This is a genomic window from Saccharomonospora xinjiangensis XJ-54, from assembly GCF_000258175.1.
GTDB lineage: Bacteria > Actinomycetota > Actinomycetes > Mycobacteriales > Pseudonocardiaceae > Saccharomonospora > Saccharomonospora xinjiangensis.
This window is the reverse complement of sequence record NZ_JH636049.1, coordinates 4,521,275-4,547,321: the sequence shown is the minus strand read 5'-3', so window position 1 is coordinate 4,547,321 and position 26,047 is coordinate 4,521,275. Positions and strand designations below refer to the sequence as shown.

28 protein-coding genes are annotated in these 26,047 nt (G+C 69.3%); 17 read left to right on the top strand and 11 right to left on the bottom strand.

What is annotated here, in order from left to right:
• Positions 1-9: 9 nt before the first annotated feature.
• On the bottom strand, positions 10-2,076 hold the full coding sequence (locus tag SACXIDRAFT_RS20655) for an acyltransferase family protein (RefSeq protein WP_006240627.1): 2,067 nt from the start codon (positions 2,074-2,076) through the stop codon (positions 10-12).
• Between the two features lie 314 nt (positions 2,077-2,390).
• Between SACXIDRAFT_RS20655 and SACXIDRAFT_RS20650 the strand changes: the two genes are divergently transcribed.
• Positions 2,391-3,845, top strand: coding sequence for an MBL fold metallo-hydrolase (locus SACXIDRAFT_RS20650; protein ID WP_006240626.1), 1,455 nt, complete (start codon positions 2,391-2,393; stop codon positions 3,843-3,845).
• A gap of 81 nt (positions 3,846-3,926) precedes the next feature.
• Positions 3,927-4,739 (top strand): sulfite exporter TauE/SafE family protein, encoded by an 813-nt coding sequence (locus tag SACXIDRAFT_RS20645; protein WP_006240625.1) that lies wholly within the window; start codon positions 3,927-3,929, stop codon positions 4,737-4,739.
• A gap of 6 nt (positions 4,740-4,745) precedes the next feature.
• Here the strand turns inward: SACXIDRAFT_RS20645 and SACXIDRAFT_RS20640 are convergent, their stop codons facing one another.
• The gene (locus SACXIDRAFT_RS20640) at positions 4,746-5,021 is read right to left on the bottom strand and encodes a methyltransferase family protein (RefSeq protein WP_083840165.1); all 276 of its coding nucleotides are present in this window, start codon (positions 5,019-5,021) and stop codon (positions 4,746-4,748) included.
• Between the two features lie 69 nt (positions 5,022-5,090).
• Between SACXIDRAFT_RS20640 and cmtR the strand changes: the two genes are divergently transcribed.
• Together cmtR and SACXIDRAFT_RS20630 are read left to right on the top strand one after the other, a co-directional pair.
• Positions 5,091-5,453 (top strand): Cd(II)/Pb(II)-sensing metalloregulatory transcriptional regulator CmtR, encoded by a 363-nt coding sequence (gene cmtR, locus SACXIDRAFT_RS20635; protein ID WP_040922307.1) that lies wholly within the window; start codon positions 5,091-5,093, stop codon positions 5,451-5,453.
• A complete protein-coding gene (locus tag SACXIDRAFT_RS20630; protein WP_006240623.1) occupies positions 5,450-6,184 on the top strand; it encodes a cation efflux transmembrane domain-containing protein in 735 nt (244 codons plus the stop codon). Before cmtR ends, SACXIDRAFT_RS20630 begins: the two co-directional genes overlap by 4 nt.
• 535 nt (positions 6,185-6,719) lie before the next feature.
• Here SACXIDRAFT_RS20630 and SACXIDRAFT_RS20625 read toward each other — a convergent pair.
• A complete protein-coding gene (locus SACXIDRAFT_RS20625) occupies positions 6,720-7,376 on the bottom strand; it encodes a TetR/AcrR family transcriptional regulator (RefSeq protein ID WP_157599697.1) in 657 nt (218 codons plus the stop codon).
• A gap of 65 nt (positions 7,377-7,441) precedes the next feature.
• On the opposite strand from SACXIDRAFT_RS20625, the gene SACXIDRAFT_RS20620 reads away from it, so the two are divergent.
• Both SACXIDRAFT_RS20620 and SACXIDRAFT_RS20615 read left to right on the top strand, forming a co-directional pair.
• Complete coding sequence (locus SACXIDRAFT_RS20620) at positions 7,442-8,122, top strand: molybdopterin-dependent oxidoreductase (protein ID WP_006240620.1); 681 nt, start codon at positions 7,442-7,444, stop codon at positions 8,120-8,122.
• Positions 8,119-8,736: a DUF2867 domain-containing protein gene (locus SACXIDRAFT_RS20615; RefSeq protein WP_006240619.1), complete on the top strand. Its 618-nt coding sequence runs from the start codon at positions 8,119-8,121 to the stop codon at positions 8,734-8,736. Before SACXIDRAFT_RS20620 ends, SACXIDRAFT_RS20615 begins: the two co-directional genes overlap by 4 nt.
• A 1,145-nt stretch (positions 8,737-9,881) precedes the next feature.
• Here the strand turns inward: SACXIDRAFT_RS20615 and SACXIDRAFT_RS20610 are convergent.
• The 3 genes from SACXIDRAFT_RS20610 to SACXIDRAFT_RS20600 form a co-directional block, all read right to left on the bottom strand.
• The gene (locus SACXIDRAFT_RS20610; protein WP_006240618.1) at positions 9,882-10,715 is read right to left on the bottom strand and encodes an MBL fold metallo-hydrolase; all 834 of its coding nucleotides are present in this window, start codon (positions 10,713-10,715) and stop codon (positions 9,882-9,884) included.
• A 352-nt stretch (positions 10,716-11,067) separates the two neighbouring features.
• Complete coding sequence (locus SACXIDRAFT_RS20605; protein WP_006240617.1) at positions 11,068-11,550, bottom strand: DoxX-related protein; 483 nt, start codon at positions 11,548-11,550, stop codon at positions 11,068-11,070.
• Between the two features lie 95 nt (positions 11,551-11,645).
• Positions 11,646-12,326: a DUF4383 domain-containing protein gene (locus SACXIDRAFT_RS20600; protein ID WP_006240616.1), complete on the bottom strand. Its 681-nt coding sequence runs from the start codon at positions 12,324-12,326 to the stop codon at positions 11,646-11,648.
• Between the two features lie 156 nt (positions 12,327-12,482).
• On the opposite strand from SACXIDRAFT_RS20600, the gene SACXIDRAFT_RS23135 reads away from it, so the two are divergent.
• The 5 genes from SACXIDRAFT_RS23135 (at position 12,483) to SACXIDRAFT_RS20580 (ending at position 15,829) form a co-directional block, all read left to right on the top strand.
• Positions 12,483-12,740, top strand: coding sequence for a cryptochrome/photolyase family protein (locus SACXIDRAFT_RS23135; RefSeq protein WP_006240615.1), 258 nt, complete (start codon positions 12,483-12,485; stop codon positions 12,738-12,740).
• An 84-nt stretch (positions 12,741-12,824) separates the two neighbouring features.
• A complete protein-coding gene (locus tag SACXIDRAFT_RS20595) occupies positions 12,825-14,060 on the top strand; it encodes an NAD(P)/FAD-dependent oxidoreductase (protein WP_006240614.1) in 1,236 nt (411 codons plus the stop codon).
• A 334-nt stretch (positions 14,061-14,394) separates the two neighbouring features.
• Positions 14,395-14,733: an ArsR/SmtB family transcription factor gene (locus tag SACXIDRAFT_RS20590; protein WP_006240613.1), complete on the top strand. Its 339-nt coding sequence runs from the start codon at positions 14,395-14,397 to the stop codon at positions 14,731-14,733.
• Entirely contained in the window at positions 14,730-15,206 is a 477-nt protein-coding gene (locus SACXIDRAFT_RS20585; RefSeq protein WP_006240612.1) for an SRPBCC domain-containing protein, read from the top strand. Before SACXIDRAFT_RS20590 ends, SACXIDRAFT_RS20585 begins: the two co-directional genes overlap by 4 nt.
• Positions 15,203-15,829, top strand: coding sequence for a dihydrofolate reductase family protein (locus SACXIDRAFT_RS20580; protein ID WP_006240611.1), 627 nt, complete (start codon positions 15,203-15,205; stop codon positions 15,827-15,829). The genes SACXIDRAFT_RS20585 and SACXIDRAFT_RS20580 overlap by 4 nt, the downstream gene beginning before the upstream one ends.
• Positions 15,830-16,087: 258 nt before the next feature.
• Here SACXIDRAFT_RS20580 and SACXIDRAFT_RS20575 read toward each other — a convergent pair whose 3' ends face one another.
• Positions 16,088-17,251, bottom strand: a complete 1,164-nt coding sequence (locus SACXIDRAFT_RS20575; protein ID WP_006240610.1) for an MFS transporter — start codon at positions 17,249-17,251, stop codon at positions 16,088-16,090.
• 56 nt (positions 17,252-17,307) lie between these two features.
• Here SACXIDRAFT_RS20575 and SACXIDRAFT_RS22570 point away from each other — a divergent pair, with 56 nt between their 5' ends.
• On the top strand, positions 17,308-18,324 hold the full coding sequence (locus SACXIDRAFT_RS22570) for a helix-turn-helix transcriptional regulator (RefSeq protein ID WP_006240609.1): 1,017 nt from the start codon (positions 17,308-17,310) through the stop codon (positions 18,322-18,324).
• Here SACXIDRAFT_RS22570 and SACXIDRAFT_RS20560 read toward each other — a convergent pair.
• A complete protein-coding gene (locus SACXIDRAFT_RS20560) occupies positions 18,206-19,480 on the bottom strand; it encodes an MFS transporter (RefSeq protein ID WP_006240608.1) in 1,275 nt (424 codons plus the stop codon). The two genes, SACXIDRAFT_RS22570 and SACXIDRAFT_RS20560, sit on opposite strands and share 119 nt — an antisense overlap.
• 86 nt (positions 19,481-19,566) lie before the next feature.
• Here SACXIDRAFT_RS20560 and SACXIDRAFT_RS20555 point away from each other — a divergent pair, with 86 nt between their 5' ends.
• Together SACXIDRAFT_RS20555 and SACXIDRAFT_RS20550 are read left to right on the top strand one after the other, a co-directional pair.
• The gene (locus SACXIDRAFT_RS20555; protein ID WP_006240607.1) at positions 19,567-19,917 is read left to right on the top strand and encodes an ArsR/SmtB family transcription factor; all 351 of its coding nucleotides are present in this window, start codon (positions 19,567-19,569) and stop codon (positions 19,915-19,917) included.
• A gap of 49 nt (positions 19,918-19,966) precedes the next feature.
• A complete protein-coding gene (locus tag SACXIDRAFT_RS20550) occupies positions 19,967-20,701 on the top strand; it encodes a class I SAM-dependent methyltransferase (protein ID WP_006240606.1) in 735 nt (244 codons plus the stop codon).
• Positions 20,702-20,901: 200 nt separating this feature from the next.
• Here the strand turns inward: SACXIDRAFT_RS20550 and SACXIDRAFT_RS20545 are convergent, their stop codons facing one another.
• The gene (locus SACXIDRAFT_RS20545) at positions 20,902-21,480 is read right to left on the bottom strand and encodes a TetR/AcrR family transcriptional regulator (RefSeq protein ID WP_006240605.1); all 579 of its coding nucleotides are present in this window, start codon (positions 21,478-21,480) and stop codon (positions 20,902-20,904) included.
• 77 nt (positions 21,481-21,557) lie between these two features.
• On the opposite strand from SACXIDRAFT_RS20545, the gene SACXIDRAFT_RS20540 reads away from it, so the two are divergent.
• The 3 genes from SACXIDRAFT_RS20540 (at position 21,558) to SACXIDRAFT_RS20530 (ending at position 23,677) form a co-directional block, all read left to right on the top strand.
• Positions 21,558-21,965 (top strand): VOC family protein, encoded by a 408-nt coding sequence (locus SACXIDRAFT_RS20540; RefSeq protein ID WP_006240604.1) that lies wholly within the window; start codon positions 21,558-21,560, stop codon positions 21,963-21,965.
• Between the two features lie 132 nt (positions 21,966-22,097).
• Complete coding sequence (locus SACXIDRAFT_RS20535; RefSeq protein ID WP_006240603.1) at positions 22,098-22,505, top strand: YciI family protein; 408 nt, start codon at positions 22,098-22,100, stop codon at positions 22,503-22,505.
• Positions 22,506-22,531: 26 nt separating this feature from the next.
• Complete coding sequence (locus tag SACXIDRAFT_RS20530) at positions 22,532-23,677, top strand: RNA polymerase sigma factor (RefSeq protein WP_040922841.1); 1,146 nt, start codon at positions 22,532-22,534, stop codon at positions 23,675-23,677.
• A 73-nt stretch (positions 23,678-23,750) separates the two neighbouring features.
• Here SACXIDRAFT_RS20530 and rox read toward each other — a convergent pair whose 3' ends face one another.
• Positions 23,751-25,238, bottom strand: coding sequence for a rifampin monooxygenase (gene rox / locus SACXIDRAFT_RS20525; protein WP_006240601.1), 1,488 nt, complete (start codon positions 25,236-25,238; stop codon positions 23,751-23,753).
• A gap of 363 nt (positions 25,239-25,601) precedes the next feature.
• Positions 25,602-25,922 carry a YciI family protein gene (locus SACXIDRAFT_RS20520; protein ID WP_232285355.1) on the bottom strand — a complete coding sequence of 107 codons (321 nt, stop codon included), beginning with the start codon at positions 25,920-25,922 and terminating at the stop codon, positions 25,602-25,604.
• Between the last annotated feature and the right edge of the window lie 125 nt (positions 25,923-26,047).

Genomic DNA, 26,047 nt, shown 5'->3' with positions numbered 1-26,047 from the left:
CGCGGTTTCTCACTCGTCGGGGCCGCCCGGCGAGGGGTCGTCCTGCCAGCGCAATGCCTCCACCAGCCTGGTCTCCACGATCGGCGACATCGTCTCCAGGTAGGTCGCGGTGACGTGGTTGTCGTCCATGTACACCAGCACGTTGCCGATCACCGGTGGGCACGTCTGCGCGTCGCAGAAGTAGTCGCTGAAATCGAGGAACGACACCGTCTGCGGCACGCCCTCCATGTCGAGGTACGGCGGGTTCGGGGACAGCAGGTCCGCTCGCACCCCCGCGCAGCGCGGCGCGTCGGCGCCGTGTTTCTGCACGCACTCCGACGGCTCGAAGTCGTAGCGGGGGCTGTCGCGGATCGCCACCACCGGAATCCCGGCGTCGTGGAGGGCCTGCCATTGCTCGACGTAGCCGGGAGGGGTCCATTCCGTCAATCCCGCGCGCACGTCCCGCGTCGCCATCGTGATCACCGCGTCCGGCCTGGTCTCGATGATCTCCCCCAGCACGGCGTCGTTCCACGCACGGCAGTCCTCCTCCACCGCGTCGGTGGTGAACGGGCAACCGCCCTTGCCCATCGAGACGACCTGCCAGCCCCGCCGCTCGACGACGGGGCGCAGCGCGGCGATGTACTGCTGGGAATGGGAGTCGCCGACGACGACGATCCTGCGGATCGGTTCGCCGTCGGGGTCAACGGTGCAGATCCGCAACTCCTCGTTCTCCGGCGAGTAGTGGCACTCCTCCTCGCCGAAGCTGTCGAACTGCTCGGGCAGCGCCGCGAACGGTGGCACGACGGGTTTGCGCGCGTCCATCAGGGGTGCGGGGTTGTGCACGGCCTGTGCCCCGAGGTGGACGCGCTCCTCGGCGGCCACGGTGAACGACGCGCGCTGCGCCGTCACCCACTGCCAGCCGCCCGATGCCAGCAACACCGGAACCAGCACGAGCGCCCCGAACCGGTAGGCGCCCCAGGGCGTCGCCGTCACCAGGCGCGCGGAGCGGGCGGGCTGCTCGACGAACCGGTGGGTGAGCACGGCGAGCACGACCGACACACCGATCACGACGGCGCCCTCACCGACGCCCACGGTGTCCTTCTCGCTCGCCACGAGGAAGAACACCAGCAGCGGCCAGTGCCACAGATACAGCGCATAGCTCCAGTCGCCCATGCGCACCAGTGGCCGGGCCGAGAGAAACCGGTCTACCCCGAACCGGCTGCCGGTGGAGCCCGCCACCAGCACCAGCACCGCGGCCATCGTCGGCCACAACGCGGCGTAGCCGGGGAAGGAGCTACCCACCCGCAACACGATCCCGCAGGAGACCAGCGCCGCCACCCCGGCCCAGCCGAGCACGATCCGCACCGTTCGCGGCAGGCTCACCGCGTCGATCGTCAACGCCACCAGCCCACCGAGGGCGAACTCCCACACCCTGGTCGCCGAGTGGAAGTACGCCAGCGGCTGGTCGGTCGCGGTCAACCACACCGAGTACGACAGCGACACCACGAACGCCACCGCCAGAGCCGCCAGAAGTGACCGGTGCAGGGTCCAGCCCGCCCTACGCGCCAGCAACGCCACGAACGCCACCAGCAGCGGCCACACCAGATAGAACTGGCCCTGGATGGACAGCGACCAGAAATGCTGCGTCACACTCGCCGTCGAGTGCTGGGCGAAGTAGTCCGCCGAGGTCGCCGCGAGCTGCCAGTTCTCGAAGAACAGCGCCGAGGCCACGACCTCCCGCGCCGTGGCCATCCAGCGGTGTTCCGGAAGCACCAGCACGGCCACGACCATGGTCACCGTCAGGACCATCACCGCGGCGGGGAGCAGGCGGGTGACCATCCGGCCCCAGGCGCGCCGGAACTCGATCCGCCCACGGGAAGTCGCCCGATACAGCTGGCCGGTGATCAGGAACCCGCTGATCACGAAGAACACGTCAACGCCGCCGGACACGCGATCGAGCCAGACGTGGTAGACGACCACGAGCAGCGCGGCCAGAGCACGCAAACCTTGCAACTCGGGCCGGAACGCGCGGCGCCGCGGCGCCACCGGCTCTGCTGTCGGCTCCGCGATCACACGCGAAGAGGGCGGATCGGACACAGACAACTCCCGCAACACCTTCCTGCCAGGTTCAGCGCGCTGACCGTACCGGCCGTGGGAAATCGCTGACGTGCCGTGTCCGGTGAGGTGTGCTCGACCGAACACACCGCCACGGTGGTGGCAATTCAGCGTCACGCGTGTGCTGTGCCGATCGGCCTCGATCGGCGCCGATCGGTGTCGTCCCGGTGCGCCCTCGTGCCCCGCCCGTGTCCTGCGGTGTTCTCGGCCGCGCCGGGGTTTGCGACTCCCCCGTCCTGGGCACGCGCTCCAACGCGAGCAATCACGCGAGGGAACCGTGACGAAGGGTGGCAGGAATGACCGACCGACCGGAACGCGACGCACTCCGGCCCCGGCTGTCGGGCGGGCTCACCGTCGAGGTGATCGAGACGTCGGCGCTGGGAGACCGCAGCTACGTCGCCTCCGACGGCGAGGTCGCGGTGGTGGTCGATCCGCAACGCGACATCGACAGAGTGCTCGCCGCGGCGGGCAGGCTCGGTGGGCGCATCGGGCTCGTCCTCGAAACCCACGTCCACAACGACTACGTGTCGGGAGGGCTGGAGTTGTCCCGGCTGACCGGCGCGGACTACGGCGTCTCCGCCAAGGACGACCCGCCGTTCCCGCATCGCGCGCTCGACGACGGCGACATCATCGACGTCTCCCCCCGCCTGCGCATCCGCGCCGTCGCGACCCCGGGACACACCTTCCACCACCTGTCCTACGTGCTGGAGGGCAGCGAAGGCCCGGTCGGCGTGTTCACCGGCGGTTCCCTCCTCTACGGCACCACGGGCCGCACCGACCTGCTGGGAGAGCACCACAGCGAGGAGCTGGCCCGCCACCAGCACACGTCGGTCCGCAAGCTCGGCGATCTGCTGCCGGACGGCGCGCACATCTGGCCGACCCACGGCTTCGGCAGCTTCTGCTCCGCGAGTCCCGCCGAGGGCGACGCCTCCACCATCGGAGAGCAGAAGTCGGCGAACCCGGCGTTCACACTCGCCGAACACGAGTTCGTCGAGCAGACACTCGCGGGCCTCGACGCCTACCCCGCCTACTACGCGCACATGGGCGTGCGCAACATCGCAGGCCCCGAACCGCTCGACCTGCGCGCCCCCACCCACGCCGATCCCGAGGAGCTTCGCAGGCGGCTCGACGGCGGCGAATGGGTCGTCGATCTCCGCTCCCGCAAGGCGTTCGTGAAGTCGCATCTCGCGGGCACCGTGAGCCTCGGACTGGACGGCCCGATGGTCACCTGGCTCGGCTGGATGATCGACTGGGGCGCCCCGCTGACCCTGCTCGGCGAGACCGCCGACGAGGTCGCCGAGGCTCAGCGCGAACTCGCGCGCATCGGCATCGACCGGCTGGCTGCGGCCGCCACCGGAACCCCGGATGAGCTGGCGGCCGACCGGGCTCAGCTGACGAGCATCCCGGTGGCCACCTTCACCGACCTCGCCGCCGCGTTCGACAGCGGTGGCAGCGGAGGCGGCGGAGGCAGCGCCACCGATGGGGAGCTACCGGCCCCCGACGTCGTTCTCGACGTGCGCACGAGAAGCGAGTTCGGCGACTCCCACGTGCGGTCGGCCGTGCACGTGCCCCTGTATGAGGTGACGCAGCGGGCAGGAGAGGTTCCCCACGGCACGGTGTGGGTGCACTGCGGCAGCGGCTACCGGGCCGCTGCGGCGGCGTCCCTGCTCGCCCGCGCGGGGCGGGACGTCGTGTTGATCGACGACTCCTTCGACAACGCGGCCGAGGCGGGCGTGCCGTTGGAGTCCTGACCCGTGCCGGAACTCGACGGCGGTGCCGGTTGTGCCGGTTGTGCCGGTTGTGCCGGTGGTGCCGGTGCTCGCGGGTGAGCCGTGATCGCGGCGATCGGGATCGGTGTCGGCATCGGGCTGACGCTCGGGGCGCTGGGAGCCGGGGGCGCGATCCTCGCCGTGCCCGCCCTCGTCTACGGGGCGGGTCAGCCACTGGACGTGGCGATCCCCATGTCGCTGTCCGTGGTCGCGGTCGCCTCGCTCGGGGCGCTGCTGCCTGGACGCCGCCGCGCGGCGGTGCGGTGGCGGATCGCGTTCGCGTTCGCGGCGGCCGGTGTTCCCGCCACCTTCGGCGGCGCGGCACTGGGCAGGCTCCTGCCGCAGCGCTGGCTACTGCTGGCCTTCGCGGGACTCATGGTCGCCGTCGCCGTCCGCATGCTGCGTGGCGGTGGCGAGGGTGGCGACGGTGATGACGGTGGCGAAGACCACGCTGGTGCCTGCCGCGCGTCCGGTGAAAAGGTGAACTGGCGGCGCTGCCTGCCCAAGGTCGTTCTCGCGGGAGCCGCGGTCGGTGTGCTGACGGGACTGTTCGGCGTCGGTGGCGGGTTCGTCGTCGTGCCCGCGCTCGGCCTGCTCCTCGGTCTGACACCGCAGCAGGCCGTGGCCACCTCACTCGTCGTGGTAGCGGCCAACTCCCTGTCGGGCCTCGTCGCGCACGCCGACGCGATCAGCGAGATCGATCCGGCCGTGTTCGTGCCGTTCGGGATCGCCACTCTGGTGGCGGCCATCGCGGCGGGCGGGCTGGCGAGCAGGCTTGCCGGCCGGATCGTACGCACGGCGTTCGCCGTCGTCGTGCTCGGCGTGGCCGCCTTCGTCGCGGTCGCCGCGATCGTCGCACCACAGGCGCTGGGCTGACCGGGGTCAACTTCTGCCGCACCCGATTCCAGGAAGGAACCGTCCGACACGGGCTGCATAATCGCGGTAGGCCGAGCCGTGTGCGTGCGGCAGGTAAGGCTCTTCCACCGCTCGGACCTGGATCTCCACGGCGGTCATCAGCAGCACGAACGCGACAAGTGTCACCGGGTCGCCGGAAAGAAGCGTGAGCCCGGCACTTGTGGCGATGATGCCCGCCATCGTGAGGACAAACCCGGCGACGTGCACCCCGGCGTGGTCCAGTGCGGCGACCTCGGATGACAACTCCTGTCAGTGAAAAGTGCACTATTCAGCATTGGCTGTTATATCAGCGTTGGCTGTACTATCCACCTCGTGCTGATGTATGAGACGCGGGAGTCGGCGCTGGCGCGCCTCGGCCGCGCGCTGGCCGACCCCACCCGCTGCCGCATCCTCCTCTCGCTGCTCGACGGGGCGCAGTACCCGGGCAAACTCGCCACCGAACTCGGTCTGACCCGCTCCAACGTGTCCAACCACCTGTCCTGCCTTCGCGGTTGCGGGCTCGTGATCGCCACCCACGAGGGCCGCCAGGTCCGCTACGAGATCGCCGAGGTGCACCTGGCCCACGCATTGAGCGAGCTGGTCACGGTGGTGCTCGCCGTGGACACCGCCGAGCCGTGCCTCGACGAGCAGCCCACGACACCGGCGGCGACCGTGAACACCGAGACGCCGCGATGACCACAAAGGACACCCGCGAGGACCTCGACCTCACGACCACGCCGCAGGAACGGCCAGACTGCGGCGACGCATGCTGCGCCGACACGTGCTGCGCCGACCGGCCCCCGACCGGACTCACGCCGAGCCGCCGCGCGCGACTGACCCGGCGGGTTCGCCTCCTGGTCGCCGCCACCATCACCTACAACGTCGTCGAGGCGATCGTCGCCATCACAGCGGGGACACTCGCCTCCTCGGCCGCGCTCATCGGCTTCGGGCTCGACTCGGTGATCGAGGTCGCCTCGGCGGCGGCCGTGGCATGGCAGTTCGCCGGAAAGGACCCCGAAGCACGCGAGCGGGTCGCGTTGAAGGTGATCGCGGTGTCGTTCTTCGCGCTCGCGGCCTATGTGAGCGTGGAGTCGGTGCGCGGTCTCACCGGCGGCGAGGACGCCGAGCACTCCACGGTCGGCATCGCCCTCGCCGCGGTCTCGCTGGTGGTGATGCCGTTCCTGTCCGCCGCGCAGCGAAGGGCCGGGCGCCAACTCGGCTCGGCGAGCGCCGTCGCCGACTCCAAACAGACACTGCTGTGCACGTACCTGTCCGGAGTGCTGCTGGTGGGGCTGCTGCTCAACTCCCTGCTCGGCTGGTCGTGGGCCGACCCGGCGGCAGCCCTCGTCATCGCCGCGGTGGCGGTGAAGGAAGGCCGCGAGGCGTGGCGCGGTGACGCCTGCGACTGCGCCCCCGCCCTCCGCTGAGAGGCCGAGGGGACCCGACAGGACAGTCCACACGCGACACCGCAGGAACGCGAAATCGGCGTAGCGTCTCTGGCTGGACGTTTTGAACGACCAGGGACGCGATGCTGACGAGGTGTGAAGGCGCCGGTGAGGCCCCGGCACGTCCTGAAAAGATCGAAAGCCGATCAGGAACTTCCACCGTGCCTCCGCGAGCGAGGTGTCCCACGCTTGCGGAGGCACCGAAAACCCCGAGAGGGATCGGTCAAGCGGCTCAGCGCCAGCTCTTCCCGTCGCTTCCCCGCCGCTTCCGGTACTTGCGGCCGCAGGCGACGAGGACGGGCATGGCGAAGAACCCGGCGAGGAGTGCCCGGCGGTTGACGTTCTTGGTCATCGAGTATTCCCCAGGATGCGCGGTGCGATCTGCCGGGCCGGAGATTAACGGACACCGAGAACTGTGGCCGTCACCCGCTGCGACGCGTGACGGCCATCCCTGTCGCGCCGGCACTTCCGCATCCGAGCGGTCAGGGTTGCCTGGACCCAGCAGGTGGCCGTCGGCTCACATGCGAGAGCACTCCGAAGCCGGCTCACTGGCGGCAGGCTTTTCCGATCGCCCGGTAATGGCGGCTCGCACGCCGCGAAGGACGATGTCGAGTACGGCTTCGGCCTCGGTGCGGGCGGCCTGTGGATCGGCGGCTCTGGCGATGTACAGCGCCGCGCCGTAGAGGCCTCCCAGCGCGACATGTGCCAGAGGGTCGAGCTCGACACCTGGCAAGGCGGCGCTCTCGACCAGCGGGGTCAGCACAATGCGCAGCATCGGCAGCTCGACGCCTTCGAGACCGCCTTCCCAGGAGTCCGCGGCTTGCACCCCCACGCTGTCGATGATCACGATCCGCCGGAACGCCGGCTGCAAGCAGGCGTCGAGGAACGCGGACAATCCCGCCCGCACCGCGGCCCACGGATCCTGTTCGGCCAGCGCCGCCGTCATCACGGATTCGGCGGTTTCGCCCAGCACCACGTCATAGACCGCCTTGAACAGCGCGTCCTTGCCGCTGAAGTGGTGATAGAGCGCGCCCTTCGCGATACCGGCGCGCCGCACGATGTCGTCGATCGCGGTCGCTGAGTACCCCTGCTCGACGAATCGCTCCCGCGCGATCCCGATCAGCAGTTCGCGCGTGGCCTCCGCTTGCCGTTCCCGAAGCCGCTTGACACTCACCGGCCCAAGCATACCGACTGACCATCGGTCGGTGAACGACCGTCAGTCGGTTTGGGGAGCCTGTGATGAAGAAACTTCCGCCCGGACAACGCCGCATCGACGGATTCCCGCGTTTCGGGACACATCTGCACCGGCCGCCACCTCCCATGCCCGAGGACCCCGTTATCGCCCTGAGCGGTGCGGTGCGCAGACGCCCGCCGGTGCGGCTGGAGGAACTGTCCCGGCTGCCCCGGCGTGAAATCGTCGCCGACTTCCACTGCGTAGCAGGCTGGACCGCAACCGACCTGCACTGGGAAGGAGTGCGCTTCGCCGACTTCTATCGCCTGTTCGTCCAACCCGTACTGGAACCGGACACCACGATCACTCACCTCGCGTTCGAAGGACTCGACGAAGTCGCATCCGTGGTCGAGTTGCGGGACGCCCTCACCGACGATGTCCTCCTGGCTGACCGGTTGAACGGGCGACCTCTCGGCGGCGACCACGGTGCGCCGGTACGTCTGGTCTCCCCTGGGCAGTACGGCTACATGAACATCAAGCACCTCTGCCTCATCGAAGTGTGTTCGACCCTGCCGGTACACCGTCTCGGCACTGGCATCGTCGAGCGACTGATCGAAGGGCATCCGCGGGCGCGCGTCTGGCACGAGGAACGCCACGCCCGCATCGCTGGGCGGCTGGTTCGGCCGTTCTATCGCGCCCTCATCCGCCCGATCCGCTATCTCTCCTCGAAAGGAGCGCGGGACTCGTGAGAGCGCCCAAGGACGTGCTGAGAGCCCGGCGATGGATCATCGACGACATCGTCCACGACTTCGACGTCGAGGACGTCTGGGTTCTCCCCATGGAGGGCGGGCCCGACGACTTCGAGGCCGTCATCGACCTCGTGCGATCCATCGACTTTCCCGGGTCGGCGCCGCTGCCGGTGCGCCTGCTGTGGGATATTCGCGACCTGCTCGGCCGCATATTCGGCCTGGGGCGCATCTCGGCATCGGCGGACGACGCCGGTGATTGGCCGCCCGTGCCCGGAACCGAGGAGCGGTCGCTGCTCGGCCGGGTGCCCGAGGAACTCCGTAACACGGCAACGAGTCCTCTCGTCGCGGACAAGCCATTCCGTCCGCTGTATCTCACCGACACCGAGTTCGCCGACGAGATCTCGAACCGGACGATGTACGGCGTGAAGCACCTGGCTTGGGCGCACCAGGGCGGCGGCCGGTATCGGGCCTACATGACCGTCTACGTCAAGCCGCGCGGCGCCGCGGGCAAGGCGTACATGGCCTTCATCAAGCCGTTCCGCTACGCGATCATCTATCCGGCGCTCCTGCGACACCTCGACCGATTCTGGACCGAACGTCGCGTCGCGCACTAGGCGTTGTCCCGTAGACCATCCGACCCCGCCCACGCACTGACGGGACAGCCCTCAGTCAAGCCACGGTTTCAATATTGAGCTGGGGACCACACACGGGAGCGGGGGAACATCCGGCGTGTCGCGGCGCTTGCGGGGCTGCCACGCCGGGAAACGGCGTCTCAGTGGGTGAGGCCGAGCCATCCGGCGTAGTCGGAGAGTTCTGGGTTGGACCTGTGGTGGAGGCTGACCAGCACTGCGGTGGTGTCGCGCACCATGGGTGCAGACGGGTTTGTTGGGGGGCGATGCGGGCCTGTTGCCGGGTTCGGGCGTGGTCCCTCAGGAGCAGCCCGTGGGTGCAGTCGCCGCCGCTCTGCAACGTCTGGACTCGCACCCACATCGCCAATGCGACGGCGAGCGGGTTCGACCAGCTCGGCGAGCCTGATCATCAATGTGCCACATAACATCCATTGTGTGGCATCCGGGTTAAGCGTTTCGCGTTCCGCTTAATTATTACGCGTTTCGCGCACGCGAAAAGGGGATGCGTTGAATGCGGGTTCATGCAAAGGGGATGTGGGGGCGTGCGACCTGACAACAGCGTGCGCTGCCCGACCGGGCGTTCCAGCCGAACCTTTCGGCCCGCGAGGAGAATCGGACACCGAGGTTTGGCGGTAGCGCAGAACTGCTGTGGAAGCTCGGGGAGGAGATCGCCGACACCATCCGGCTGACCGCCAAGGACGCGCCACTGATCTGGCGTACGACCTGGAACCACTCCCTGTCGGCAAGGCCCCGCAGCAGAACGACGCCATACTCAGCCGCCGGCTGGTCTTCACCCCGGATGAGCGCGCCTGACCAGCAGCACCAGCCAAACTCGGGGCTTGAGCAACAGCAGAACGGCCAGTGACGTCGGAGAGCCTGTGAGGGCTCGGGTTATCGCCACTGGCCGTTCTGATGCGGGTGGCGACCGGATGGCCTCTAGAGGGCAGGCCAGGCAAACCCGAAAAAGGGCAACGGGCTGGTCAGCGCGGTGCTGTGGTGGTGAGCGTCAGTAACCTGCGGCGGGCGGAGCGAGGATGTCCCCGCTGACCGGCCCGACCACCCTGGAGAGTCGTGCCGCTGCCCAGCTCGACCGGCGACCCGCGCGTACTGGCTGTGTCGTGCACCGATCGCTAGCGGGGTGCCCCGTCTCGCTCGTCTCTTCGGGCGAGGCGCTGGAGTTGCCCTTCGTGCACGTCGCTCACCCACTCCCAGCCGGGCTTGGCGGATGGGCCGACCCGAGGGTCGGCGGGGTCTTGGCCGTTGCGCAACGCGAGTACGTACGCCCGATCCTGATCGATCCGTTCCCGCACCTGGTCGGCTCCGCCGACGGAACCGTGGCCGGGGACGACGACATCGACGTCGCTCGCCACGCCCTCCAGCAGCCGCAGCGCGGTGAGGTAGTCCTCGATCGGGTTCGCAGCATCCAGGTCGAGCATCGGAACCAGGACATCAGAGAGCATGTCGCCCGCGACGAGAACCCCGCGTTCCTCGATCAACAGCCCCGCGTGGCCCGGGGCATGCGCTTGATGCTCGATGATCCGGACTTGAGGACCCTGCCAAGGAATGTACGTGGTTTCGGCGGGCAGGCCGGTGACGAGGCCGAGTAATTCCAGCGGTACCTGCCCGGCGATTTCCGTTTCGAGCAGGTGGTCGGCGATGCGGGCCTTCGCGCCCGGGTCCGACAGTTCCTCTCCGATGCTGGCCGCGCAGCGCGCCGTGCTGTAACGGGGAGCTTCGCCGAGCCGGGTGTGCCAGAGCAGGTGATCCCAATCCGGATGCGTGGAAAACCCCGCCACAACGGACTCACCCAGCTCGCGAAGGTCGTTCACCAGGCAGTCGATCTCGGAGCCGGTCACCCCGGGGTCGATGAGCAACACACCGGACCGGCCCCGCACCACAACGGCGTTGCTCTGCACGAACTCGCTCTCGTGGACCAGCACACCCTCCGCGACCTGCCTCAACATGAGCAGTCTCCGTCCGATCCGACGGTGCAGCCGCCAGGCGAGACGCTCATCGGATGGGAAACGTCGCGCATCAGGACTCCTCCTCGGTCACGGGTACGACACTGAGACCACCGGACACCGCAGAACTCATCGCGGCCCACGAGAAAGACCGCAACCGCATCCAACCGGATACCGACAAGATCGGTACTCGAGACCCGACGCACCGGGCAGGCTTGCCCGGCTGACCTCGCTGAGCTGCCGCGACCAGACCGAACCCACGGACCTCATCGCCACGCTGCTACCGCCAGAATCCGGTCCGATCGTCCTCGCGGGGCGATATGCGGAAGCTGATCCTTCGCGCACGGTGTCAGTGTCAGTCGCCGACACTGTCGCGCGCACCGAGGGCGCGACGGGCGCGCGCGTAGTGCACAAGGACGGTCACCGTGGCGGCGAGAAAGACGATCTGCATGAGCGTGCGCGGCACCAGTGCGTCACCGAACGAGGGTGAGATTCCCTGGTTGGCGGCGTAGACGTTCGCCGGATACATGCCGATCAACATCAGGGTGAGCCCGCCGGCCGCCCACAGAGCCGTCCGGCGCCACAGGATGCCCACCGCGCCCGCGAGTTCGAGCGCACCGGTCACCGTGACCACCACGCCGGGGGCGGGGATGGCTGGCGGCACCATCGCGATCAGCTCGTCGCGCATGCCGACGAAGTGCGAGACGCCGGTGGCGACGAACATCGCCGCGACTCCGCACTGCACGGCGAACGGCCAGGCCGGAATGCGGGTGATGCCGACGGCCCGCAGGGCAACCACGGCGAGGATAACGAGGACGAGAATGATGAACGGGGCCACGGGAATTCCTTGGAGACACGAAGTTGACAGTGTCAAGATTGGTCCGGTTGGACCGTCTTGTCAACGGCCTTCTCCAGGGAATCTGTGCCCCGTCGCTAGGCCGTCGAACTCCGGCGCAGCCAGGCGCGCAGCCGGTCGGGCTGGGTGCGGAAGGAGCGTGCACGCGCGACGCCTGCTCGCTGTTCGGGCGAGGCGACGCCTTCCGCCACCGCGCGTTCCGCTGCGGCAAGCTGGCGCGCGGCGCGCCGCTCGGTGTCGTCGAGCGCCGATTCCTCGACAGGGGTTTCAGGGACCCTGCGCATCGGCCGGTACGGGTTGTCCTCGGGAAGCGCCCCCGTGATCCGGCCGTAGCTGCCGAGCAGGAGCAGGACGAGACCCGCACCGATCGAGAAGAAGACGTTCGGCAGGCGGAAGGCCAGGACGTTGAGGTCCGTGCGGAGCACGGCGAGGCCGACCAGCGCGGCGATGAGAAACAGCACCCCGATCACGATCATGACGGTGGAGGCGAACCGGCCGCCGCGGATGGCCGCGAACACCAGAACGGCGGCGGTGACCAGGGAGACCACGGACAACAACCCGTTGGACGACAGATCGACGACCTGTTGCCCGCTGGTCGAGAAGAACGGGATGCCACCGACGAAGCCGAGGATGCCGAAGATCGCGATGACAGCCGCGACGAGCAACGACCCGATGCGGTGGGTCGCCACCACCTTGCCCTCGGCACGAAATCCGCGCACCTTGGCCTTCCTGCTCGCGGGAGCTCCGCTGACGTTCATCGGCTCACTCCAACCCACTCCATCATGGGGACAACGTTGACCTGCCCCCATGATGGGGAAACGACCGCCGCCGCCGCAGCTCGCGCGCACAAGGTTGTCCTGCCCGCCTGCCTCTGTCGCGCTGCGCTGCGGTGACTCCTGCCGCACCATCACGGCATGGCATCCCCCGCGCTGTGGCCGCTCGGTGACCAACTGGGATCGCACTTCCACGACACGGGAGAACCCGCGGACCGCGGCATCGGGCTGATCGAGTCGGCCCGCGCGCTGGGGCGCAGGCGCTACCACCGGCAGAACCTACAGCTCGTGCTGGTCGCGATACCTGCCCGGTCACGGCGGGTTACTGGGGTCTCCCGCACCGCAACGCCGACCGGCTCCGTGGCAACCACCGCATGCGCCGACCGCCGGCGGGATTGACCCGGCTCCGGGATCTCGGCCGGTTGCTCAACCAGGAACGCGGCCGCCGCCGATTCTGCACTCACCGAGGAGAGGACCACGACAGTGCCCGCGACCAAACAGGTGATCGTCATCGGTGCCGGGCTGGCGGGTCTGGCCGCCGCGACACGGCTCACGCAGGCCGGTGTGGACGTGCGCGTGCTGGAACGCGCGGGCAAACCCGGTGGGCGGGTGGCCACCGACCACGTCGAGGGTTTCCGCCTCGACCGTGGCTTCCAGGTACTCCTGCCCGCCTATCCCGAGTTCCGGCGGCTGGTGCGGCCTGCCCGCCTCGGCCTGCGCGGTTTCACACGCGGGGCGCTGGTGCGTGAGGACGGCGGGATGCGGCTGCTGGCCGGGCCGTGGCACGGTCCCGGCGCCGTCCGGGGCGTGGCGAGGATGGTCGGACAGCGCCCGGGGGACGTGTTCGCGCTCGCGCGGCTGTCGGTGCGAGACGCGGCGCTGCCCGCCTCGGCTCTCGGGCGCGGTGGTGATCACACTGTGGCGGAGGAACTGCGCGGGCGGTTCAGCGCCGAGACCGTCGAGACGGTGCTGCGTCCGTTCGTCGCCGGCGTGTTCCTCGACCCCGACCTCATGACCTCGGCGCGACTGTTCCACCTGATCTGGCGCAGTTTCGTCCTCGGTGGAGCGGCGGTGCCCGAACTCGGAATGCAGACACTGCCCCAGCTCCTCGCCGACCGGCTTCCGCCCGGCACCGTCGAAACCGGCCAGGAGGTGGCCGGACTGGGCGACCACGACGTCCGGCTCACCAGCGGAGAGACCGTCAGCGCCGACGCCGTCGTCGTCGCCACCGACGGCACCACCGCCGCGCGGCTGCTCCCTGAGATCGAGCCGCCCGCCTGGCACGCCGTCACGACCTGGTACTACCGCGTGGCGCGACCGCCGTGCAGCGCACCCACGCTCGCACTGGACGGCACCGGAGCGCTGCCGATCAACAGCCTCGTGCTCAGCCAGGCCGCCCCCACCTACGCCCCGCCCGGCGCGTCGCTGGTCCAGGCGTCCGTTCCCGGAGTCGCCGACAGTGCGGGCGATCTGGAGCCGAGGGTGCGCGAGCGGCTGGCCGTGCTCTACGCCACCGACACCCGGGGCTGGGACCTCCTCGCCACCTACCCCATCGAGCATGCCCTCCCTGTGCTGCCGCCGGGCACACCGCTGCGCAGGCCGGTGCGCGTGCGGCGGGGTCGTTACGTGTGTGGCGATCACCGCGACACCCCATCCATCCAGGGGGCGCTCGTCTCCGGCCGCCGCGCGGCGCAGGCCCTCCTCGCCGATCTGCTGTAGCGGTGAAGTCAGGACGACGGCAGGTTCGCGATATGCCGCGCCGGTCAGTACGGCTCCGTGGTCCCGGGTCGAGGCAAGCCGTGTCCTCAGGCAGCGGTTCGTCGTGCACATCGGCCGCGAAGACAGCATCCGAGCAGACGGCACCGCCTCCGCGTTGGTGGCAGAACAACTGCTGGGCGGACTCCACAGCCGCGGGGGGCGCCGCTGCCACGTCCCACGGTGTCGCCCACCCCTTATCGGGCGGGGTCGCTGCGACACAGCGCCGGACCAGGGTGCCCCGGATTGTCGCGGCCACGGCTTGCGCCGATCCTCACAAGCCTGAATACTTAGCCAAATGGCAAAGTGTTCGCCGCCGCTGGACGACGTACTGAGCGCCCTCGCCGACTCGACCCGGCGAGCAGTCGTCCAGCACCTCGGCCGTGGTCCCACCAGCGTCGGCGAGCTCGCCCGCGAGTTCCCGATGACGCTTCCGTCGTTCATGAAACACGTGCGCACGCTGGAAACGGCCGGGCTCGTCCACACGGTCAAGGCAGGCCGGGTGCGGACCTGCGTGCTGAACCGCGAGCGACTCGCCCTGATCGACGACTGGCTCAAGGATCAGCGCCGAATCTGGGAGGACCGCACCGACCGCCTTGAACAGTTCGTCACCGGCCAGAAGGAGAACGAACAGTGAACTCCGACCTCGACCTTTCTCTGGAGCGGATCATCCGAGCCCCGCGCACGACCGTGTGGAGAGCCTGGACCGACCCGTCCCGGCTTGAGCAGTGGTGGGTTCCGGCGCCGTCCCGCTGCCGCGTGGAGCGCCTGGACCTGTGGCCTGGAGGGGCGTTCGTGACACAACTGAGCGACGACGGAGCCGAGTTCGTCCCACATTTGGACGCGTGCTTCCTCGCCATCGACGAAGGCGAACGGATCGTGTTCACCAACGCACTCGACCACACCTGGCGCCCCGCGCAGCCCGCCCCGGTCGCGATGACCGCGACGATCACTCTGCACGATCACCCTGACGGCACGGATTACCGGATGCTCGTCCGACACGGCGACCCGGAGGCTCGCGCTCGGCACGAGAAGCTCGGCTTTGCCGAGGGCTGGGGCTCAGTCGCCGACCAGTTGACCGCGCTCGCCGAGGACACGGCCACACTATGAGGATCGCCGTCACTGAATTCCTCACGCTCGACGGCGTCAGCCAGGGACCCGGCTCGCCCACCGAGGACACCACCGGCGCGTTCACACAAGGCGGCTGGCTGGTGCCTCACCTCGACAGGATGTTCGTCCAGCACACCTCCGACTGGCTCGACCTCGCCGATGGTCTCCTACTCGGCCGGCGCACCTACGAGGCGTTCGCGCGCGACTGGCCGGAGATCACCGACCCCGCCGACCCGTTCGCCGAACGGATGAACACACTGCCGAAGTACGTCGTGTCCAACACGCTCACCGAGGGGTCCTGGCACCCCACGACTGTGCTCAACGGCGACCCGGTCCAGGCGGTTGCCCAGCTCAAGATGCGACCAGGGCGGGAACTCCAGATCCACGGCAGCGCCCGTCTGGGTGATGTGCTCCTGACGGCAGGTCTGATCGACACTCTCCGTCTCGCGATCGCGCCCACCGTGCTGCGAGCAGGGCGGCGACTACTGACTGGCCGGGGCATCCCGTGCGGTCTGCGTCTCCTCCGCCACGAGGCGACGCCCAGCGGACTACTGCTCCTCGAGTACGAGGTAAGGGGCCGAGCAGCCCACGGTGAATATGAGGGCGTCACCGCCTTCCTCTGAGTGGCGCCACGAGAAGGAGAATGGCAGCCGCGCGGGCGCGGGTGATCAGCTACCGGGGAGACTCCACAACCCGATGAATGCCATTGAAACGCTCGGCGCTGTTCACAACCTCTTGTCGCGCGCGAAGTCGGCGGGGAGTGGACGACCGCCGTGGTGGACACTGACCCGAACGCGGCGCTGTGCGGCGGTCAACGGCCATGCGGGCCGCCGGGCTCGCTGACTGAGCCGCCGATGGCACCGCCGTGACAGCGACCGGGCTCAGGCGCGGCTTGCCCCCGCGACGACCGCAGATGGTTGCTCCGGTTCACGAAGGCGGCGCAGCAGCAGCCAGCTCAGCATCGGCATCGCCACCAACGGCGCCAGCGCGGTGTGCAGCGACGTGGCATCGGCCACGCTGCCGATCACCGGGCTGGCCAGGCCACCGACGCTGACCGTCAAGCCAAGGGTCACCCCACTCGCGGTGCCCACCCGAGTGGGCAGATAGTCCTGCCCCAGCGTCACCTGCAACGAGAACGGCACATACAACCCGACCGAAGTGAGAGCGACGAACAGGTAGAGGAACGGGCCCGGCACCCACACCACGCCCGCGATCGCGACCGCGCTCAGCGCGTACGACCAGCGGCACACCACGATCCTGCCCCAGCGCGCCGCCAGTGAACCGCCGAGCGCCGAACCGACGATGCCTCCGGAATACAGCACGAACAGGGCGATGGTTCCGGCGGTGCCGCCCAGCCGTTGCGTGGCGAACAGGGAAAGGAAGGCGCTCAAGCCGACGAAGGCGATTGACCGGAACGCCATCGCCACGGCCAGTGTCACGAACGAGGAGGTGGCGTTCTGCCGTGCCGGGCCACGCGGTGGTGTCGGGGCATCGGATTTCCGGTGCAGCGCACGGAGGACGGGAAGGACGAGCACCGCGCCCACCAGCGCGGGCAGCACCAGCACGGGAGTCCAGCGCAGTCCTCCGGTGCCGATCGCGACGGCCACGAGGAAGGGGGCCAGTGCGAAACCGACGTTACCTCCGGTGGAGAAGTACGCCATTGCCCTGTGGCTGCCCTCGCTGGCCGCGCGCGCGATGCGTGCCGACTCGGGGTGATAGGCGGCGACACCGATGCCGGACACCGCGATACCCGCCAGGGTGAGGGCGTAGGAGCCGGTCAGCCCGCTGACCGCGATTCCTACTCCACTGAGGACAGTGCTGGCCGGGATGAGCCAGGGCATCGAATACCGGTCGGCCAAGGCGCCGAACAGCGGCTGCACCACCGACGACAGCAGCGACGCCGCCAGGACGAGGCCGGACACCGCCGCGTAGGTGTAGGCGCGTTCCGCGACGAAAAAGGGCACCAGAGCCGCGACCGAACCCTGATACACATCGACGCAGGCGTGTCCGGCAGCCAGCAGAAAAGTGGACGTGGTTCTCCGCACGGCTCCCGATCCTCGCGGCTGCCTGCCGTGTCGCGCTTCCGATAATCTGCCAGTTTGTGCCGGAAATCCGCCATCAACCGATCGCTCCCACGAGGCTTCAGCGACTCTGCCCCGGTGAGCGCATCGACGCCCACCGCCACGACGACCACCAGGTCGTGTACGCGGGGAGGGGCGCGCTGGCGGTCACCACTGACGCCGGGTCCTGGGTCGCTCCGGCCACGCGGGCGATCTGGGTGCCTGCCGGAACGGTGCACGCCCACCGCGCCTACGGCTGCCTCGACCTGCACCTTGCCGGGATTCCCGTGTCCGAGGATCCCCTCGGGCTGAAGTCTCCGACCGTGCTGGTCGTCGGTTCACTGCTGCGCGAACTCATCGTCGCCTACACCCGGCGCGCGGGCGGCGGGCCGGAATTCGCGCGCCTTCGCGCAGTGCTGCTCGACGAGCTCGCCTCGTCACCTCGGCAACCGTTGTGCGTGCCCCAGCCGGAAGACCCGGTGCTCGGCGCGGTGTGCGACATCCTGCGCCGCGATCCCGGTGACCCGCGCACCCTGGCTGAGCTCGGGCGCGAGGTCGGTGCCAGCGATCGAACGCTGTCCCGGCTGTTCCGCCGAGAAGTCGGTATGTCGTTTCCCCAGTGGCGCACCCAGTTGCGCCTTCAACACGCCCTGATCCTCCTGGCGCACAAGAAATCCGTGACCGCTGTCGCCCACGCGTGCGGATGGTCGTCGGCGAGCACCTTCATCGACGTCTTCCGACGCGCCTTCGGCCACACGCCCGGCTCCCCTTCCGGGAGGATCCGCAGCGGAGCTGACCGCGGGCTCGCCGTGGGTACCGGGGCGACGGAGCGGGGCAGCCGTAGCCGGGGGAACGCTGGTGCGGCGAACTGGACCGCACCGGCGTGCCCTCCCTTCATGCGCGAGATCCCGGAATGCCTCACCACGGTGGACACCGCCGTCACGGGTTCGACGAGCGACACTCCTCTTCACCGCGGCGCCGCGCTCGGCCGAGGACGAACAGCAGCGCGAGACACAACACCGCGACCACACCGGCGAAGTACCGGACGGCGACGGTGACATCGAGGATGGTGGCAAGGAAACCGACACCGATGATGGGCACACCGACACCGATGTAGGTGATCACATAGAAGCTGGAGAGCACACCGGCGCGGCGGTCGGCGGTGGCCGATGCGTTGACGGCCGCGAGTCCCCCCAGGTACACCAGCCCCTGGCCCGCACCGGCCACCACGACGGCCGCGAGCAGTACCAGTGGCGACGAGAGAGTGCCCGCGAGCGCCAGCAACCCCAGGCCGGTGGCCAGCAGTGGCAGTCCCGCGCGCTCGGGGCTGTGCGATGGTCTGCCGTAGGCGACGAGTTGGGCGATCGCCGACGAGGCGAGCATCAGCGCCACTACCCCGCCGCCGAGGACCAGATTGGCGGAGTGGGCGAGCGTGGCGACGTAGGCGGGAACAAGGGTGAGGAACAACCCGATCACCGCGAACGCCAGGAAAGTGGCGGTACCGCTGGTCGCGAACACGGTTCGCACCGAAGGCGGGATCTCAGGACGCCGTGGCCGCCACCGGGTCGTGGGCCGGGTATCCGGTAACAGCGCGATGGCGACCGCCGCAGGGATCAGCAGCATAAGCTCCACCACGAACGGCAGCACACGTGGCGCGGGCCCGTACTGGGCGAGCAGTGCGCCCAGTACGGGCCCGAGACCCATGCCGCCCACCGTGACCACGGTCGAGACCAGTGCCGCTCTGCGATGGTCGCCGGTGGGTTCGAGTTCGGTCAGGGCCGCCGTCAACGGCCCGGCCGCCGCGCCGATGGCGAGGCCCTGCAGCGCCCGCGAGGCGAAGAGCCACCCGGGCCCGCTCGCCAGCGCGAACCCCACCGTTCCCAGCGCTGCCACCGCCAGCGAGGGGATGAGCACCCGGCGTCGCCCGATCGCGTCGGAAAGCGGGCCGACCAGCAGCAGCGAGGGGATGAGCACGACGACGTAGGCGGCGAAGATCAAGGTGGTGGTCAGGGGCGACAAGCCGAAACGGTCTTCGTAGTCGCGGTACAGCGGTGTCGGCAGATTCGTTCCGGTCAACAGGATCAGCAGCGTGTAGGCCGTGGCCCAGAATCTCCACGTGGAGGCCCGCCGCGGTGACGGTTTGGGCCCGCCCGTGGCGCTGCTGTCCGCGACACCAGGGCGGTCTCGCCCTGTGTCGAGGTGATCGGTTCGCATTCCTTCCCACCCTTCTCATGTTCGGCGGTGGCCGAACATAGCACATGTTCGGATATCTCGAACATGTTTGGGTTAGAGTTGGGACCATGGCAAGCCGCACCGCGACAGAGCTCGTTCATCCTCATCGAACCGAACTACGGTTCACTGACGTGCTGAGCGCGTTGAGCGACCCCGTCCGCCTGGCCATCGTCGCGCACCTCGCCGACGTCGAACCCGAAGGCGAGCTGGCCTGCGCGACGTTCGCGCTTCCCGTCAGCAAGTCCACTCAGAGCGGACACTTCAAGGTTCTGCGCGAAGCGGGCGTGATCCGTCAGCGCAACGAGGGAACCCGGCGGCTGAGCCGGTTGCGCCGCGACGATCTCGACGCGCGCTTCCCCGGCCTTCTCGACCTCGCCGTGCCACAGGGCCGTGCTGTGATCGCGGGCTGGTCCCGGTGAACACGCGTTCATCGCCGCGCAGGCGGGCAGGCGTGCCAGGCTTGGTCGCATGTCTTCCGCATCCGAGGATTCCGCCGGTTCCGTGGCCGCTGCTGCCACTGACTACGACACCTTCGCCGACGCGTACACGGCCGAGAACGAGGACAGTCTCATCAACGCCTACTACGCGCGGCCCGCGATCCTGGAGCTGGCCGGGGAGGTGAGCGGTCGGCGGATTCTCGACGCCGGTTGCGGTTCGGGTCCGCTGTTCGCGGCGCTGCGCGACCGGGGCGCGACCGTGACCGGCTTCGACGCCAGCGCCAGGATGGTGGAGCTGGCCCATCGGCGGCTCGGCGCCGACGCGGACCTGCGGGTGGCTGACCTCGGCGCGCCGCTGCCCTTTCCCGACGGTGCGTTCGACGACGTCGTCGCATCCCTTGTTCTGCACTACCTCGAGGACTGGACCGCACCGCTGGCCGAGTTGCGGCGGGTGCTGCGGCCCGGCGGCAGGCTGATCACCTCGGTCAACCACCCCGTCGTCTACAAGCTGGTCCATCCCGAGGCCGACTACTTCGCGACGTGCCAGTGGTCCGACGAGTACACCTTCGATGGTCAGCGGGCGGTGCTCACCTATTGGCACCGGCCGCTGCACGCGATGACCGACGCCTTCACCGAGGCCGGATTCCGCACGGCCGTGATCAGCGAACCGCCTCCCGCGCCGGGCGCCCACGAGCGGTTCCCCGATGAACTCGGCGACAGGCAGGCGTTTCTGTGTTTCCTGTTCTTCGTACTGGACGCCGTGTGATCGCCGCGCTGTGCACTGGGGGCGGACAGGAGGGCGGAGCCGACGTTGACTCTCGCTCGGCTGAGCCGGTTCCGCCCACCAGGGTGCCGCGCTGAGACGGAAACCAGCGCCGCGTCCCGGAGCCGCCGAGGTGGCCGGACGCGGGTACCGGCAGCCAAGTCCTCCGGCTACCCGTTCCCGTTCCCGTGGCCGGGCGCGGGTCAGGTCAGCACGGCGGACAGGAGACGGTCCAGCACCGCGTGGGCCTGTGTCCGCGCGGCGGCGGGATCGGGCTGCTGAGCCGTCCAGAGCGCGGCTTCGTTCATCGCGCCGGAGAGCTGGGCGGTCATGGCGTCGAGCAGCTGGTCGGCGACGCCGACGTCGTGCAGCGCGTCGCGCAGGTGGGGCGCCGAGTTCTCCGCGTCCAGCCTGCGCCATTCCTGCCAGCCCACGACGGCAGGCGCGTCCACGAGCAGAATGCGCACCGAGGGCGTGGCGGTGATGGCGTCGAGGAAGGCGTGGCAGCCTGCTCGCAGCTGTTCGCCCGGGTCCGTGCCGGCACGGCCTGCCGCCTCGACGACGGTGTCGGCGACCGCGGCCTGCGCCCGCGCGGCGACGGCGCGGAAGAGCCCGGCCTTGTTGCGGTAGTGGTGGTAGACCGCGCCGCGGGTGACACCGGCGTCCTTGGCGACGTCGTCGAGTGACACCTCGGCGAACCCGCGTGAGGCGAACAGCCCGGTCGCGGAGTCGAGGATCTGATGGGCAGTCTGGGCGGCGGCGGCAGCGGTGGCACGGGGCACGGGCGCACTTCCTTTACATACATCGTGTATGTATCCTGGGCTACGTTACATACACATCGTACGTAAAGGGGATTCCCGTGCCTGTCACCAGCTTCTATCCCGTCCTCATGTCGGGCGACGTCGCCGCCGCGGCCTCGTTCTACCGCACCGCGTTCGGGTTCGAGACGACGTTCGAGTGCGACTGGTACGTCAGCCTGCGGCTCGGTTCCTTCGAACTGGCGATCTTGGCCCACGATCACGCGACGGTGCCCGAGGGTTACCGCGCGATGCCGCGCGGGGTGATCGTGAACGTCGAGGTGGACGACGTTGACGCCGTTCACGCCCGCCTGGTCGGCGACACCGGTCTCGACCCGGTGCTGCCGCTGCGGGACGAGGACTTCGGGCAGCGGCACTTCATCGTGGCCGGCCCCGACGACGTCCTGGTGGACGTGATCCAGCCGATCGAACCCACCGCCGAGTACGCGCAGGCTTACACCGGCTCCTGAACCGCGCCCGGCACCCCGCTTCGCGGCGAATCCGGCGAATACTGGGTGGCAAGGGATGTCGAAACGGGCCCTTCGGCTCCGTCCCCGATGTGAACGCGGCGCCTGTGGCCGCACCACGACAAGGAGATCACCATGCCGAAGTACCTGCTTCTCAAGCACTACCGGGGCGCTCCGAGCGCCGTCAACGACGTCCCGATGGAGCAGTGGACCCCTGAGGAGATCCAGAACCACCTCCAGTACATGGACGACTTCGCCGCCCGCCTCGAACGCACCGGCGAGTACGTCGATAGCAGGGCGCTCTCACCCGAAGGCACCTTCGTCCGCTACGACGGGGAGGGCAAGCCGCCGGTCACCGACGGGCCCTTCGCCGAGACCAAGGATCTCGTCGCGGGCTGGATGATGATCGACGTCGAGACGTATGACCGCGCGCTCGAACTGGCCGCCGAATTGTCGGCGGCTCCTGGGGCGGGTGGCAGGCCGATCCACGAATGGCTGGAGCTGCGCCCCGTCCTCGGAGCGCCGGAGACGATCAGCGAGTGAACCGGTCCGGCCGGGGAGCGTCAGTGATCGACGAGTTGCTGTTGCGGGAGCTGACTCCCGTGGTGATCGGCGTCCTCTGCCGTCGCGGAGCCGACTTCGCGACAGCCGAGGACGCCGTGCAGGAGGCACTCGTGCAAGCTGTGCTGACCTGGCCGGATCGACCACCCGCCGACCCGCTGGGCTGGCTGGTCACGGTGGCGTGGCGGAAGTTCCTCGACGCCCACCGCGCCGAGTCCGCCCGCAGGGACCGGGAAATCAGGGTCTCCGCTGAACCGCCGCCGGGCCCTGCCGGGGTCGCCGACGACACACTGCGGCTGTTCTTCCTGTGCGCGCACCCGTCGCTGACCCCGGCGTCCGCGGTGGCGCTGACACTGCGCGCCGTCGGCGGCCTGACCACCCGGCAGATCGCCCGCGCCTACCTCGTGCCCGAAGCCACGATGGCGCAGCGGATCAGCCGTGCCAAACGCACCGTCACCACGGCGCGCTTCGATCAACCCGGCGACCTCACGACCGTGCTGCGGGTGCTGTATCTCGTGTTCAACGAGGGCTACACCGGCGACGTGGACCTGGCGGCCGAAGCGATCAGGCTCACCAGGCAGCTCGCGTCGATGACCGAGGACGAGGAGACCGCCGGGTTGCTGGCGTTGATGCTGTTGCACCACGCCAGGCGAGGAGCACGCACCCTGCGCGACGGCACCCTGGTCCCCCTGGCCGAACAGGACCGCTCCCTCTGGGACACCTCGCTCATCGCCGAGGGCATCGCGATCCTGCGGAACGCGCTGGCGCGCGACCGGCTCGGCGAATATCAGGCGCAGGCCGCCATCGCCGCGCTGCACGCCGACGCGCAACGGGCGGAGGAAACCGACTGGGCGCAGATCGTCGAGTGGTACGACGAGCTGCTCACGCTCACCGGCAGCCCGGTGGTGCGGCTCAACCGGGCCGTCGCGGTGGGTGAGGCGGACGGCCCCACGGCCGGGCTCGCCGCTCTGGCCTCCGTGGAGTCCGGCCTGCCCCGCCGTGCCGCGGCCTCGGCGTATCTGCACGAGAAGGCAGGCGATCTCGCGACCGCGGCACGGCTGTACGCGGAGGCGGCCGACGCCGCACCAACCTTGGCCGAACGGCACCACCTCACCCGGCAGGCGGCGCGGATCGGCCAGGCACTGCGCCGGTGAGCGGTGCGCCGAGCGCCGGTGGCCGAATGAGGTGATCACGGCGCGCCGGGACGCGGCGGCCGTTCAACGCCGTTCAGCGCCGTGACCCCGGCGGGGCCGCCTGGGGCGCGGGCGCCCCGAACCACCGCGTCAGCGGCACGAGCAACTCCCGCTGGTCGTCCCCGGCCCACGCCACGTGGCCGTCGGGTCTCAGCAGCAGGGCGGGCACGTCCAGCTCCTCACTGGTGTCGATCACGTGATCGACCCGGTCAGCCCAGCCCTCCACCGACAACAACCCGGTCTGGTCGAGCAACAGTCCCCGCCCGCCGCGCATCAGCTCGTAGAGCCGTCCCCGGCTCAGCCTCACATCCCGCATCCTCCTGCCGACCAGTGCGTGCCCCTCACCGAGGTCGTAGCGCACCCCGACGGCGGTGATCTTCTCGATCAGATGCCGGTTCACCACGTCGAAGGTCAGCAGTTCCGCCATCAGCGCACGCATCGCCCTCGGGCCGGGCCCCGTGGCCATCAGCTCCGTCTGCGCGCGGGTGTTGTCGAGCACCTCGGCGGCCACCGGATGCCGTTCGTTGTGGTAGCTGTCCACCAGCCCTTCCGGCCCCCATCCCGCGATGTCAGCCGCCAGTTTCCAGCCGAGATTGACCGCGTCCTGCACTCCGAGATTGAGGCCCTGCCCGCCGAGGGGAGGATGGATGTGTGCCGCGTCCCCGGCCAGCAGCACCCGGCCGACCCGGTAACGTTCGGCGATCCGGGTGGCGTCACCGAAACGCGAGAGCCAGCGTGGGCAACGCACACCGAAATCGGTTCCCGCGTACGCCCGTAGCTGCCGTCTGACCTCGTCCAGCGTGGGCGGCACGGAGCGGTCAGTGGCGATTCCCTCGGCAGGCACCACGACGCGGTACACCCCTCCCCCGAGTGGCGACACACCGAACCTCAAGTGGGTTCTGCGGACCTCGGACACCACTGCCGCCACCGTGTCCGGCGCAGCGGTCACCTCCATCTCACCGAGCAACGTCTCCGACTGTGACGGTTCACCGGGGAAGCCGACCCCGAGAATGTCTCGCACCGTGCTCCGGCCGCCGTCGCACCCGACGAGGTAGCGGCAACGCACCCGCGTGCACTGCCCATCCGAACGGGGCCCGGCATCGGCGAGATCGACAGTCACCCCGTCGTCGTCCTGACCGAACCCCACGCATTCGACGCCACGCCTGATCTCGGCGCCGAGTTCGACGGCGCGCTCGGCCAGCAGACGGTCGGTGGTCGTCTGCGGGATACCGAGGACGTAGGGGTGCGAGGTGTCCAGCCCCTCGGGTGCGGGCGCGGGGATGGCGGCGAAGAACCCGCCGACCGGATACCGCTGCCCGTGCGCCAGGAACCGGTCGAGCAAACCACGCTGGTCCATGATCTCGATACTGCGGATGTGCAGGCCGAGCGCGCGCACGAAAGGGGCCGGCTGTTCCCGCTTGTCCACCACGAGAACGCGCATGCCGTGCAGCCGCAGCTCGCAGGCCAGCATCAGCCCGGTCGGACCCGCGCCCACCACGACAACATCACTGACATCGATCACAGTACTTCCCCCTCTTCCCTGAGATGATCGCCGCGGTCGAGCTCCTTCCCGAACCACCGAGCGGGTTCCCCTGACCTGCGGCTTGAGCGGCGATTCTGCGGCACGACCCGGGTCTTGCCGCAAGTCCCCCACCTCGCGGTACGGTGAAAGCAACGGAGAGCGCGTTCCTGTCAACAGATCCGACCTAGTCCATTGTGGATCGACAGGATGGCCGGGGCGGGATGTGACGCGATGTCTGCCCAGCCGGTGTTCCGCGCCGGGGACTTGACCTGAAATCCGTGTCAGGGATTGGCGTCCCGCCGCGTGACAGAGCACAAGCGTCACGACGCCGACGGCCCAGTCCCTGCGTCACATCACCGGTCGTCAGGTGAGCAGCGCCGCGAGTGCGGGGTGCACGCGGCCCACCTCGATACTGGTGATCGAATACTCCGCCACACCGGCGGCGACGAACGGGTCTCGCGCGGCGATGGCCTCCACCGTGGCCCGGTCCACACCACACGCCACGATCGCACCGCCTTCCGGCGAGGGCACGGTCTGCCCCGACACCACGAACGTGCCCTCGCCGTGGTGGTGCCGCAGGTACTCGACGTGTGCCGCGACGAACGGCGCGGCGTCTTCCTCCGAGCCGGTGTATCGGACTCGCATCAGGTGCAGCACAGCACCCGCATTTTCTCCCTCGGTCACGGCCCGCACGCTAACGCGCCGGCCCGACAATTCCAGGAAGGTCGTTCCCGGCTCCGCCACCTCTCCCAGCAACGCCGGAAACACCGCCACCCCGCCCAGGGGCTGAGCCCGCCGCGCTATGGGCG